Below are 12,459 nucleotides of genomic sequence, written 5' to 3'. Positions count from 1 at the left end.
CATGGCGTTCATCGGCGCCCCTCAGGAGTGGTACATGACCCGTGTATACGCCTCGGCCATCTTCTGCTCGACACGGCTCGAGCTGGATGTTGCTCGGCTCCGGCAGTCCATCGGAGATGCGGCGGATACGGCCTGGCGCACCCATATCGAGCGCAGCTACCGCTGCGCGCTGTCCTTCACATTCAACGATTTCTATCGACGGCAGATCGGGCTGACTCACGTTCGGTCATCGACATTCGTACTCGATGGTCCGATCGGCGAAGTCTGGACCGACTGGGTTCTGCTGGATGACAAACGTCTGGCCACGCAGTCCTTGCATATCAACTTCTGCTTTCCCACCCTGCGCCTCGACCTGAACAACCCGCAATGCCCGACCACCGAGGCGATTGCCGGTTTTCTCAAGGACGTCTATCACCTGAGCGAATACGAACAAGACCTGCCGGGCGGCCTCCGGGATCTGTCCCGGTTACTGTGCGGCGTGGCCCGCGGCCGGCAACATGCCTTGGGCATCTCCCGCTACATCTACACCTCACTTGCCTGCAATGACGCGGACGCCATCGCCTCACCGTCCGACGCACTGCGCGTGAACCTCTATCGCCTGCTGTATCAGCATGCACAAGGCGTCGACGCCGCCGTCGCCACCGCAATGCTGCCCAAACCCTGGGGATCAGCCGCGTTCTTCAGGCTCTATTCCCAACCGGGCGGCATGCTCTCGGTGTCGACGCCCTACCCGGCTACGGCGCACCAACAGCACGATGCGTGGTTCAACCCGACGCCGCCAACCCTGGCGGTGGCGCCCTTCCCGATGGCTGTGGCCCCCTCATCCGGCGCCACAGCAGACGCCTACCCGAGCTACGATTTTCTGCCCGAATACCCGCCCCTGCGTTATCTCGCCGTTCCGGTTCTGCACTATGGCGCCGCCTATGAAGAGACGCTCCGGGCGGTTCACGAATCCGCTTTCAGCAGCGTGCTCCAACGACCACTGCGCATGCCCTGGACACCCAAGCCCAGCAAATGCCACCTCCTGGCGGCCAACCTCGAAGGCATCCGCCTGCCAGTCGTGCGAAGCCTGTTGAACGAAACGCTCGAGTTGCAGCTACAGGCACGCACCACCAACGCGTCCATGGAGATGCTGCGCCTGCGCGATACGACCCGGAACGTCCTGCTCGCAATCGCTGGCCTGATTCTCGCGCTCGCGTTCATCGACCCGGACAAGTTCATCCTCCGCGATGTATTTACGGGCACCCTGCACATTGCCGCACCGGCACCGGCTGCGCCGGCCGCACCGGCCGATCCCGGGGCCGCGCCCCACTGATGTCGCGCTGCCTGATCCTGACCTCGGAGTACCCGCCATTCACCGTCGGTGGCGTCGGACGCTACGTATTCGAACTTGCCTCGCGACTGCGCCATGACATGCGTGTTTCGGTCATGGTGGTGCCGACCTACCGGCCGTTCGCGATCAATGGCGTCACGCCCCATACACCTGGTGCAAGCCCCAACGCCCCCGGACTTGTCATCAACATGGCGGGCGACGCCTATCGCAACGCCTTGCCGCACATCGGCGCCGAGACAGACTTCCGGCAGGCGGAGCACATCGCCCTTACCGTGGCCCGGCAAGCCCTCGAGCCTGTCGGGCATGACGAGACGCTGCATGTCTTCGTGCAGGACTATGCGCTCGCCCTGATCGCCGCCGCGCTACAGCACCTGCGGCCCGCCGCACACCTCATCGCCGCCTGCCATCTGCCGGTGTATGCCGGTTTCACCTATTTCGACAAACCGGTCGGCGACGCCATGCACCAGATTCTGGAAGCCAAGCTGGTGCAACTGGCGGAGCGGGTCATCGTCCCGTCCGCCTTCGCGGCCAATGTCCTGACGCTCACCCATAACGTCTCGCCCGGCAAACTCAGCGTGCTACCGCTCGGCGCCCACCGCCCGAGCGCGGTCGTGCCCCCGCCCGACGAGCCGTTGCGCCTGCTCGCCATTGGCCGGCCGACCGAACAGAAGGGTTATCACTTCCTGTTTGCGGCTCTGGCGCAACTGATTCGCGACGACGCCAGCATTCGCCTGACCGTGGTCACCGGCGAGAAGGACAGCACGCGCATTGCCGCGCTGGCCCGCGCTCACGGTGTGCTCGCCCATGTCGACCTTGCGCCATCGACCGCGCCGGATGGGATATGGCCGCTCATCGACCGCCACCACCTGCTGGTCACCACCTCGCTCTACGAAACCTTCGGCCTGGCGGTGCTCGAAGCCATGGCCTCCGGCCGCCCCACCATCGGCTTCGCCGTCGGCGCCCTGACCGAGCTGTGGGGTCCAACACTCAGCGCAGAATTCGGCACGCCCGTCTGCCGTATCGACGCGCTCGTCACACGCATACGCACTCTCGCCGACGCCCCCGAACAGCGCCAGCGCCTCGGGCTGGCCGCACTCCGGCGTGCCCAGGCGTTCTCGTGGGGCGCCCATGTCGCACGTCTGTCGGAAACCCTGCGCGACGCGCACACCCAGGCGAAGCACGGTGCAATGCCATGTGCCTGATGATTGGTTGGTACTACCACCTCCCGGCATGCGCCTCCGAATTCGAGGTCACGACCCTGGTCGATGAAAGCCTGCAACTACTGGTGGACGCCCATCACGACACCCGGGCCAAAGTCAGCCTCGCGATCACCGGCAGCCTGCTGGCGCATATCGAGACCCATCGACCGCGCTTCCTGACCAGCCTGGGCGACGCGATCGCCGACGCCATCGTCGAACTGGTCGCCACCACCTACCACGAGGTCTGCCCCTTCCTGATCCCACCGCGCTATCTGCACCGCCAGATCACGCTGGACCTGAAAACCAAACAGCGCCTGTTCTCGATTCGGCCGACCGCCTTCTGGTCGGGCAACCTCGCCTGGACCCCGGCCCTGCCCGACATCCTGTCCGAACTCGGCCTTCACACCGCAATCATCGACGAAGCGCACCTGCGCGAAGCCCACCAGACACAACTCTGGCAGTGGCTGCGCAAGGACAGCATGCAGTTGGACACCCTGCTCGTCGACACCCTGATGTCCGAATCGCTCATCCATCGCACCTACCGGTTGAACCAGTCGCCGGACAGCGCCTTGACACTGCGCATCCTCTCGTCCGATCTGCGCCGCTCGCTGTCCTTCGGCACCACCGGCGCCCTGCACCATGCCTGGGACGACGCCCCGCTCGACGCTTTCATCACCCGACTCGAGGAAACGCAGTCCCCCACGGACACCACCTGCCGGTTCACCGGCGATGACGGTGACCGTATCAACCCCGTGTCGATCACACAGTACCGAAGGCTGCTCGACGCACTGGGCCCAGCGCTCGCCTGCGTGTCCGACCCGCTCGAAAATGCACGCGAGATGACACTCGACTTCCTGCCCGCCCATGCGCCGGGCGGCAGCGACTTCTGGCAGGACCCGGTCGCCAAAGCCTATGGCGAAATCCTCACCGAACTCTACCGGGCCGCTGACATGGGCTACGTCGAAGAGGACGACATCCTTCCGCTGCAGGATGTGTTCCCGATCTTCTGGAAGCGGATTGCGCGAACGCGCTGGTACTACGCACGCGCCCATGACCTGCTCCGCAACACCGAACGAAAGCCCCGAATTTGAAGGCTTATCAGTCTGAAAATTACGATCGGTACACAGTGATGCGCTCGCCAACGGCCGTCCGGCGATAGCAAAAAAACAAGGCCCGATCTGTCGATACGGGCCTTGTGCTTTGCTGGTCTGGCGACTGAAGTCAGTCAAGCGCTGGCAGCGTTGTGCTCACTCCTGCCGGGGCGATTGACATGCCATGGCGCTTCGCAACAGACGCTTACTTGGATGCCGCGGCAACATCCGCCTGAAGTTGCTCAAGAATTTTCCCGCTACGCCCCCCAACCATTTCAACCAGTTTTGCGTTCAAGGGCTTCACGCGCTTGCGAAACACTTCGCGCTCCGCGTCGGTCAAACGGATGACCGTCAGCTTGGGATTATCCTTCTGCATTTTCGCGAGCGCAGCGGCGTTCTTCTCCTTCTGTTTAGCCAGGATGAAGGTTTGCAATTGCTCGCGTACTTCGTTGAGCATGGTTTTGTCTTGTTCGCTCAAACCGTTCCAGAAGTCAGCGTTGGCCACCACCGTGGTGGTGTACTCGACATCGCCCGTATAGATCAAATGGGTGGTCACTTCATGGAATTTGGCGCTCTCGATGAAGAACGGCGGATTGACCTGCGCTTGAATCACGTTCATCTGCAGGCCGCTGTAAATCTCGCCCCAAGGTAACGCAACCGGGTTGGCGCCATACAGCTTGAACTGCTCGATGAGAATTGGCGAAGTCATGACACGAAACTTCACGTCACTCAGATCTTCCGGTGTGCGTACGGCCTTTTTGGTCGTCCACACCATCTCCCCTTCGGGATAGACGGTGAACAGCTTGAGACCTTTGCTCGCGAAGTCCTTTGCCAGCGAGTCATATAGTGCCGGACTGCTCGAAAGCACCTTACCCTTTGCGGCATCAGACTCCGGCAACAAATACGGCAGGCTGAGCACCTGAACCTCAGGCACGAAAGTACCCAGGTGTCCCGGTGAGGCGTTGGAGAACTGGATCGCCCCGCCCGCCGTCAGTTCGGTCAGGTCATTTTCGTTACCCAGCTGACCATAGGTGTACACCGTCACGGTGGTCTTGCCGCCGGTGCGCTGCTCGATGAGGCGCTTGAACTCTTCCGCGTAAAGCGTCTGGACGTCGCCCGGACTCTCCTCGACGGCAAACTTCCAGTCGGCGGCGCTGGCGCTGCTTATCGCCGCCAGCGCCAGCGTGGCGCCACAAAGCAGGGTCTTGAATTTTCCGGTGAATGCCATGGTGGGTGTCTCCTTCCTCGTTATCGGGCAGTCTGTCGGTCGGCCACAATTAGCTGCATGGCGACTCGACGTCCAGATTACAACGTCGCGATACGACGCCGAATGCACTAGAACAATACAAAGTGCAGACGCCGCGCCCCGCTCTCCGGCCTCCGTTATCCAGCGCGCTCCGCCGGTCGCGCGCCAGATTTCCTGACCATGCGAGGCGTTTGCCGCGCGCAGGGGCCGCCTGAAGCCGGAAAATTGCTGCAGGGCGATGGCGACTTTGACCCGGAACAATATTGTTCTAGAGCAATCTGGCGCACTTTCACCTGCCGCTAGACTGCTCAGGTCACAAAAACAAAAAGCGATGTGACCGCCAGTAGTACCCGCAGCTCAACGCCGAAGGAGGAATACCCATGGACTCAATGTCCGAAGGCGGCATCGTGTTGCGCGGCGCGCGCCGAGTCGATCGCGCGCTCGCCCGCCTCGAAAAAATACTGCTAGCCGGCGCGGTCATCCTGATGGCCGTCAATACCATCGGCAATGTGGTCGTCCGGCTGGGCTTCAGCTCAAGCCTGTTCTTTGCCGAAGAGCTCAACCAGTTCCTCATCGTCCTCGTCACCTTCGTCGGCACCAGCGCAGCCGCTCGCCAGGGGCGGCACATCCGCATGTCGGCGCTCACCGACATGCTGCCGCTCAAATACCGCCGCTGGATGTTCGCCTTCATTCAGGCCACCACGGCAATCGTCCTGGCCGCCCTGGCCTGGTACGCCGCCACCTACATCCTGCGCGTCCAGGGGCTCGGCCGGGTGACGCCGGCCATGCAGGTTCCCATGTGGATCACGCTGGTGTGGTTGCCGCTCGGCCTGGGCATTGCCGCGCTGCAGTTCGTGCTCGCCTCCGCCGCCAATCTACGCAGCAAAGACGACGCCTATCTCGCGCAATATGTGCGTGAGCAGGACGACGTCGACATGCCCACCGTCTGAGGAGTTCGACAATGGCTCTCACGATTATTCTCGTCATGCTGGTCCTGCTGCTGCTCGGCTATCCGATGATCGTCCCGATGCTGGTGGCGACCTTCGTCGGCTTCTTCGTCTATTTCCCGATGCTCAAGTCGGACATCATCGTGCAGCAGATGATCAGCGGCATCAGCCCGGTGGCACTGATCACCGTGCCCATGTTTATTCTCGCCGCCGACATCGTCACCCGCGGCCATACTGCCAACCGGCTGCTCGACCTGGCGATGACCTTCTTCGGCCATGTGAAGGGCGGCCTGGCGGTCACCACCGCCGTGGCGTGCACCCTGTTCGGCGCGATCTCCGGCTCCACCCAGGCCACCGTGGTGGCCATCGGCGGCCCGATCCGCCCGCGCATGCTTCAGGCGGGCTACGACGACCGCTTCACCACCGCGCTGATCATCAACGCCTCCGACATCGCCTTCCTGATCCCGCCCAGCATCGGCATGATCGTCTTCGGCATCGTCGGCAAGGTGTCGATCGGCGAGCTGTTCCTCGCCGGTATCGGGCCGGGCCTGCTGATTCTGGTGCTGTTCAGCGCCTACTCGGTGTGGTACGCATGGCATAACAAGATTCCGCTGGCCCCGCGCATCGGCTGGGCCGACCGCTTTCGCGCCTCGCGCAAGGCAGTGCTCGCACTGATGTTCCCGGTGCTGATCATCGGCGGGCTGTATGCCGGCTACTTCAGCCCCACCGAAGTGGCGGCCATCGCGGTGCTCTACGCCTTCATCCTCGAGGTGTGCATCTACCGCGCGGTCAAGCTCAAGGACATCCCGCGCATCGCCTACTCCACCGGCCTGATCACCGGCATCGTCTTTGTGCTGGTGGGCACTGGCGCGGCCTTCTCGTGGCTCATTTCCTTCGCCCAGCTGCCGCAGCAATTGATCGCCGCCATCGGCCTGGCCGACGCCGGTCCCTATACGATCCTGTTCGTGATCTCGCTGTCCTTCTTTATCGGCTGCATGTTCGTCGATCCGATCGTGGTGACGCTCATCCTCACACCGATCTTCATGCCGCTGGTCAACGCCGCAGGCATCGACCCGGTGCTGGTCGGCACGCTGGTCACCCTGCAGATGGCCATCGGCTCGTGCACCCCGCCCTTCGGCTGCGACATCTTCACCGCCTGCGCGATCTTCCGCAAACCCTACCTCGAGGTGATCGCCGGCACGCCGCCGTTCATCATCATCCTGCTGTTCGCCACGCTGCTGCTGGTGCTGGTGCCCGACATCGCGCTGCTGCTGCCACGGCTCGCCTTCCACTGAGAACGTGTGAAGAAATCGTAGCGAGCAGGGCCGAGTGCAAGGCCGCATTTGGCAACTACGCGAGCGAACGACGAGACATATCAAATAGATAGGGGAGGAGTGAGCAAGTGAGCAACGCAGCAATCGGCACGCGCAGTAGATTTATTCACACGTTCTGAGCCCGGAGCCCGAATTGAGAATTGACACCCTCCCCCACCACGACCCGATGACCCCGCCCGAGCAGGCGCGGATCGGCCTGCTCGCGCTGGCCACCGACTTGTGCAGCGAGGCCGACCTGCGCTGCATGCTGCCCGACACGGTCGGCCTGTACAGCAACCGGGTGCGCCATGAAAACCCGATGAGCCTCGAGGCGCTGCGCCGGGTCGCCGACGACTTGCCCCGCGCCGGCCGTGATCTGCTGCCCGGGCTTGACCTCGACGTGGTGGTGTATGGCTGCACCTCGGGCACCATCGCCCTGGGAGAAGCCGAGACGTTGGCACTGATCGCCCGCTCGCGCCCCTGCCGCTACCAGACCACGCCGGTCACCGCCAGCCTGGCGGCGCTGGCCCACCTGGGCGCGAAGCGGGTGTCGATCCTCACGCCCTATGTTGCCAGCGTCAATCGCGCGCTGGGCGAGTATTACGCCAGCCGGGGCCTCGAGGTGCTCAATGTCTCGGGCCTCGACATGGACGACGACTACGCCATGACCGCGCTCGACCCCGACACGCTGATGGACGCCGGCGTGGCGGCCATGGCGGATGAGGCCGACGCCTTGTTCATCTCCTGCACCGCGCTGCGCGCGAGCCGTGCCGTCGAGCGGCTCGAAGCGAAACTCGGCCGCCCGGTGGTAACCAGCAACCAGGCCATCGCCTGGCATGCGCTGCATCTCACCGGCCAGGGCGCCGGCGCAGTGGCGCCGGGTCGCCTGTTTCGAACCCTCGCACAAGGTGCCTCATGACTGACGACATCCGCCCCATCGATATCTACCGCGCCCGCCACCGGCTGCGCGGCCACGTGCTGCACACCCAACTGGTACGCTCGCCCAGCCTCTCGGAACACACTGGCGGCGAGGTGCATCTCAAGCTCGAATGCCGCCAGATCACCGGCAGCTTCAAGCTGCGCGGCGCCACCAACGCGCTGCTCTGCCTGGATGACGATGCCCGTGCCCGTGGCGTGATCGCCGTGTCCACCGGCAACCACGGCCGCGCGCTGGCCTATGCCGCACATCAGCTCGGGGTGCGCGCGGTCATCTGCATGTCGAAGCTGGTGCCATCCAACAAGGTCGAGGCAATCCGGGCGCTCGGTGCCGAGGTGCATATCGTCGGCAACAGCCAGGACGAGGCCGAGGTCGAGGTCGCGCGCCTGATCCGCGACGAGGGGCTGACCCTGCTGCCGCCCTTCGACCACGCCGACATCATTGCCGGCCAGGGCACCGTCGGGCTCGAACTGCTCGACGATCTGCCTTCCCTGGACACCGTGCTGGTGCCACTGTCCGGTGGCGGCCTGCTGGCCGGCGTGGCCCTGGCGCTCAAGCGCGCGTCGCCGCAGATCCGCGTCATCGGCGTCACCATGGAACGCGGCTGCGCGATGCATGCGAGTCTGGCCGCCGGCAAGCCGGTGCAGGTCGAGGAGCTCGAAACGCTGGCCGACTCGCTCGGCGGCGGCATCGGCCTGGACAACCGCTACACTTTCAGGATGGCACAGACGCTGGTGGACGATGTGGTGCTGGTCACCGAGGAAGACATCGCCGCGGCCATCCGTCATGCTTACACCAAGGAACAGATCATCATCGAAGGCAGTGGCTCGGTCGGTATCGCCGCCCTGCTCTCAGGACGCCTCAAGACCACCGGCACGACGGCCATCCTGGTCAGCGGCGCGAACATCGACATGGCGCTCCACCGCCGCATCGTGTGCGGCATGGAGACCTGAACAACCAGCCCCTTCGGTCCGGGAGTCATCGGTATGGAGCAATGGCGCAAGGCGCTCGACGCGGTACGCAGCGGCGAGTCCAAGTACAAGGTACTCGTCGAGGCGATCACACGGGACATCGACAGCGGCGTGCTCAAGGAAGGCGTGCGCCTGCCACCGCAGCGCCAGGTGAGTCTGGCGGTGGGCATCAGCGTGCAGACCGTCACTAATGCCTACAAGGAACTGGAACAGCACGGCCTGATCCGCTGCGAGGTCGGGCGTGGCAGCTTCGTCGCCAAGCGCGTCACTGAAAAGGTCGCCACCTACATGCTCGACCGGGCCGAGCGCGCGCTGTTCGATTTCTCCATCGTGCGCATCGTGCACACCGCCGAGCACGGCCGCCTGTGGCGCAAGGCCTGCGCCGATCTGGCCACCCAGGTCGACCAGCCATGGATGCGCGCCTACCGGCCGATCGCCGGCTTCGAATACCACCGCGCGGCCGGCGTCGAGTGGATGGCCTCGCTGGGGCACGAGGCCCGGGTCGAAACCACGCTGATCACCAATGGCGCCTCGCACGCGATCTTTCTCGCGCTGGCCTCGCTGGTCAGCCCCGGCGACGTGGTGCTGAGCGAGAACATCACCGACCACGGCGTGATCGGCACCGCGCAGGTGCTCGGCTTCACGCTCAAGGGCCTGGACACCGACGAATACGGCATCCAGCCCGACCACTTCGAAGAGATGTGCGCCAATGAGCGCATCACGGCGCTGGTCATCACGCCCAACCTGAACAACCCCACCTCGTCGATCATGCCCGACGCGCGCCGCCGGGCCATCGCCCGCATCGCCGAGCGTTACGGGGTGTACGTCATCGAAGACGATGTCTTCGGCCCGCTGCTGTCGAGGCGCGCGCAGCCGATCGCCAACCACATCCCGGAGCTCGGCTTCTACTGCACCAGCCTGACCAAATCGGTGCTCACCGGCCTGCGCACCGGCTATCTGAGCATGCCGAGGAAGATGGCTCTGCGCGTCGAGAGCATCCTGCGCGTCAACTGCTGGATGGCCACGCCGCTGATGGCCGAAATCGCCACCCGCTGGATCGCCGACGGTACCGCCAATCATCTCATCGAGATCCAGCGCGAGCGCCTCGGCCGCCGACACGACATGGTGCTCGAAGTGCTGGGCGACTACCGCCTCGGCAGCCATCCGGAATCCCTCTCGGCCTGGCTGCGCATTCCCCAGCACTGGCGGCTCGACGCGCTCGCACAGCAGCTGCGCAACAGCCATATCGCGGTCACCCTGCCCGACCCCTTCCTCGTCCTCGGCACCCCGCGCCCCGACGCGATCCGCATCTGCCTGGGCGCCGAGGGCAGCGACGTGCGCATGCATTCGGCCCTGTCGACCCTGCGCAGCGTCTTTCAACAATACCCCCACGTCCACGCCACGCTCTGAGCGCGCCCATGCGGCACCCCGCACCAATATCCGCGGCAATGCACTAGGACAAAAGAAAGCCAAATTCCACGCCCTACACTTGATTGCAATGATCTGAACCCGTTCGTTCAGGGCTGCAACGCAAAGAGGGCGTCATGTCGAATGTCATACTGCTGAACGAGAAGGACCTGCGCGCCAGCGTCACGCTGGATCTGGCGTCTATCGACTGCATCGAGCAGGCCTTCCGCATCCTCGCCACCGAGGATGTGATCATGCCGCCGATCCTGCGTCTGGACATCCATGCGTACAACGGCGAAGTGGACGTCAAGACGGCCTACCTGCCCGGCCTCGACAGCTTCGCCATCAAGGTCAGCCCCGGCTTCTTCGACAACCCCAAACTCGGCCTGCCGAGCCTCAACGGCATGATGATGTTGTGGTCGGCGCGCACCGGCATTCTCGAAGCCCTGCTGCTCGACAACGGCTACCTCACCGCGGTGCGCACCGCCGCCGCCGGCGCCGTCGCCGCCCGCTGGCTGGCCCGCGAGGATGCCCATCGCGCCGCCGTCATCGGCGCCGGCGAGCAGGCCCGCCTGCAACTGAAGGCGCTGACGCTGGTGCGCAAGATCACCTCGGCCACCGTATGGGCGCCGCACACTGACGCCGCGCAGCGATTTGCCGACAACATCGGGCGCGAGCTGGGCATTGCCATCACCCCGTGCACCGATATCGATAGCGCCATGGCCGAGGCCGATGTCGCCATCACCACCACCCCGAGCCGCGAGCCGCTGATCCAGGCCCGCCACCTGCGCCCCGGCCTGCACATCACCGCCATGGGCTCGGACGCCGAACACAAGAACGAAATCGCCCCTGACGCGCTGGCCGCCTGCACCTATGTGTGCGACCGGGTCAGCCAGGTGCGCGTGCTCGGCGAACTGCATCACGCCATCGACGCCGGCACGGTCGCCGCCGACGCGCAGCCAGCCGAACTCGGCCAGGTGATCGCCGCGCAGCGCCCGGGTCGCACGCATGCCGACGACGTCACGCTGTGCGACCTGACCGGCACCGGTGCGCAAGACACGGCCATCGCCAACTTCACCTACGCACGCGCCATCGAGCGCGGCCTGGGTCTGTCATTCGCGTCCTGAGCCCGGCACATGACAAACGCCCTCCGCCTCCCCTTTGAGCGCAGCGAGTACGCCCAGCGCCTGGCCAGGACCCGTGCCGCCATGGCGCAGCGCGGCGTCGACCTGCTGATCGTCACCGACCCGGCCAACATGCACTGGCTCACCGGCTACGACGGCTGGTCTTTCTATGTGCACCAGTGCGTGCTGGTCGCGCTCGAAGGCGAGCCGGTGTGGTTTGGCCGTGGGCAGGACACCAACGGCGCCCGCCTCACCACCTGGCTCGCGCGCGACAACATGATCGGCTACCCCGACATCTATGTGCAGTCCACCGAACGCCACCCCATGGACTACCTGTCCACCGAGGTCATCGCCGCGCGCGGCTGGCAGACCAAGCGCATCGGCGTGGAGATGGACAACTATTACTTCAGCGCCGCCGCCTTCGCCTCGCTGCAAAAGCATCTGCCGCAGGCCACCTTCGTCGACACCAACGGCCTGGTCAACTGGCAGCGCGCGGTCAAGTCGCCACAAGAGATCGCCTACATGCGCATCGCCGCGCGCATCGTCGAGAAGATGCACGAAAAGATCGTCGAAGTGATCGAGCCGGGCATGCGCAAGAACGAGCTGGTCGCGCAGATCTACTCGACCGCGATTCTCGGCGCCGAGGGCCACGGCGGCGACTACCCGTCGATCGTGCCGATGCTGCCCACCGGCGCCGACGCTGCCGCCCCGCACCTGACCTGGGACGACTCGCCCATGCCGGCCGACTCTGGCACCTTCTTCGAGATCACCGGCTGCTACCGCCGCTATCACTGCCCGCAGTCGCGCACGGTGTATCTGGGTCGCCCGCCCAAGCATTTCATCGAGGCCGAAAAGGCGATCATCGAAGGCATCGAGGCCGGCCTCGACGCG

The 12,459-nt window shown here is 64.7% G+C and carries 11 protein-coding genes; 10 read left to right on the top strand and 1 reads right to left on the bottom strand.

Annotation, left to right across the window (positions count from 1 at the left end; genetic code table 11):
* Positions 1 to 34 precede the first annotated feature (34 nt).
* From FHP91_RS21170 to FHP91_RS14550, 3 genes are read left to right on the top strand one after another with little or no spacing between them, the layout of a single operon-like run.
* Positions 35 to 1,315, top strand: a complete 1,281-nt coding sequence (locus tag FHP91_RS21170) for a hypothetical protein (RefSeq protein WP_186301569.1) — start codon at positions 35 to 37, stop codon at positions 1,313 to 1,315.
* Positions 1,315 to 2,535: a glycosyltransferase family 4 protein gene (locus FHP91_RS14555; protein WP_186301568.1), complete on the top strand. Its 1,221-nt coding sequence runs from the start codon at positions 1,315 to 1,317 to the stop codon at positions 2,533 to 2,535. Before FHP91_RS21170 ends, FHP91_RS14555 begins: the two co-directional genes overlap by 1 nt.
* Positions 2,526 to 3,623, top strand: a complete 1,098-nt coding sequence (locus FHP91_RS14550) for a hypothetical protein (protein WP_144310287.1) — start codon at positions 2,526 to 2,528, stop codon at positions 3,621 to 3,623. The genes FHP91_RS14555 and FHP91_RS14550 overlap by 10 nt, the downstream gene beginning before the upstream one ends.
* Positions 3,624 to 3,828: 205 nt before the next feature.
* Here FHP91_RS14550 and dctP read toward each other — a convergent pair whose 3' ends face one another.
* Positions 3,829 to 4,851: a TRAP transporter substrate-binding protein DctP gene (dctP, locus tag FHP91_RS14545; RefSeq protein WP_144310286.1), complete on the bottom strand. Its 1,023-nt coding sequence runs from the start codon at positions 4,849 to 4,851 to the stop codon at positions 3,829 to 3,831.
* A 398-nt stretch (positions 4,852 to 5,249) separates the two neighbouring features.
* Here dctP and FHP91_RS14540 point away from each other — a divergent pair, with 398 nt between their 5' ends.
* From FHP91_RS14540 to FHP91_RS14510, 7 genes are all read left to right on the top strand, one after another.
* Positions 5,250 to 5,819: a TRAP transporter small permease gene (locus FHP91_RS14540; protein WP_144310285.1), complete on the top strand. Its 570-nt coding sequence runs from the start codon at positions 5,250 to 5,252 to the stop codon at positions 5,817 to 5,819.
* 11 nt (positions 5,820 to 5,830) lie between these two features.
* Entirely contained in the window at positions 5,831 to 7,111 is a 1,281-nt protein-coding gene (locus FHP91_RS14535; RefSeq protein WP_144310284.1) for a TRAP transporter large permease, read from the top strand.
* Between the two features lie 172 nt (positions 7,112 to 7,283).
* The gene (locus FHP91_RS14530) at positions 7,284 to 8,048 is read left to right on the top strand and encodes a maleate cis-trans isomerase family protein (protein ID WP_144310283.1); all 765 of its coding nucleotides are present in this window, start codon (positions 7,284 to 7,286) and stop codon (positions 8,046 to 8,048) included.
* Positions 8,045 to 9,019, top strand: coding sequence for a hydroxyectoine utilization dehydratase EutB (eutB, locus tag FHP91_RS14525; protein WP_144310282.1), 975 nt, complete (start codon positions 8,045 to 8,047; stop codon positions 9,017 to 9,019). Before FHP91_RS14530 ends, eutB begins: the two co-directional genes overlap by 4 nt.
* A gap of 33 nt (positions 9,020 to 9,052) precedes the next feature.
* The gene (gene ehuR, locus FHP91_RS14520) at positions 9,053 to 10,447 is read left to right on the top strand and encodes a MocR-like ectoine utilization transcription factor EhuR (protein ID WP_144310281.1); all 1,395 of its coding nucleotides are present in this window, start codon (positions 9,053 to 9,055) and stop codon (positions 10,445 to 10,447) included.
* A 134-nt stretch (positions 10,448 to 10,581) separates the two neighbouring features.
* Entirely contained in the window at positions 10,582 to 11,571 is a 990-nt protein-coding gene (locus FHP91_RS14515) for a cyclodeaminase (RefSeq protein ID WP_144310280.1), read from the top strand.
* Between the two features lie 9 nt (positions 11,572 to 11,580).
* Positions 11,581 to 12,459 (top strand): aminopeptidase P family N-terminal domain-containing protein (locus FHP91_RS14510; RefSeq protein ID WP_144310279.1); only part of this gene is annotated, 879 nt, incomplete at its 3' end.

The sequence above is a fragment of the Denitromonas halophila genome (genome assembly GCF_007625155.1).
Classification (GTDB): Bacteria; Pseudomonadota; Gammaproteobacteria; order Burkholderiales; family Rhodocyclaceae; genus Nitrogeniibacter; species Nitrogeniibacter halophilus.
The sequence above is the reverse complement of the archived record's forward strand: the minus strand, read 5'-3'. Positions and strand labels throughout refer to the sequence as shown.

Bases quoted from the DNA above. Each gene is read 5' to 3' on its own strand.
- FHP91_RS21170 (WP_186301569.1), top strand. From the start codon at position 35: ATGACCCGTGTATACGCCTCGGCCATCTTCTGCTCGACACGGCTCGAG.
- FHP91_RS14555 (WP_186301568.1), top strand. From the start codon at position 1,315: ATGTCGCGCTGCCTGATCCTGACCTCGGAGTACCCGCCATTCACCGTC.
- FHP91_RS14550 (WP_144310287.1), top strand. From the start codon at position 2,526: ATGTGCCTGATGATTGGTTGGTACTACCACCTCCCGGCATGCGCCTCC.
- dctP (WP_144310286.1), bottom strand. From the start codon at position 4,851: ATGGCATTCACCGGAAAATTCAAGACCCTGCTTTGTGGCGCCACGCTG.
- FHP91_RS14540 (WP_144310285.1), top strand. From the start codon at position 5,250: ATGGACTCAATGTCCGAAGGCGGCATCGTGTTGCGCGGCGCGCGCCGA.
- FHP91_RS14535 (WP_144310284.1), top strand. From the start codon at position 5,831: ATGGCTCTCACGATTATTCTCGTCATGCTGGTCCTGCTGCTGCTCGGC.
- eutB (WP_144310282.1), top strand. From the start codon at position 8,045: ATGACTGACGACATCCGCCCCATCGATATCTACCGCGCCCGCCACCGG.
- ehuR (WP_144310281.1), top strand. From the start codon at position 9,053: ATGGAGCAATGGCGCAAGGCGCTCGACGCGGTACGCAGCGGCGAGTCC.
- FHP91_RS14515 (WP_144310280.1), top strand. From the start codon at position 10,582: ATGTCGAATGTCATACTGCTGAACGAGAAGGACCTGCGCGCCAGCGTC.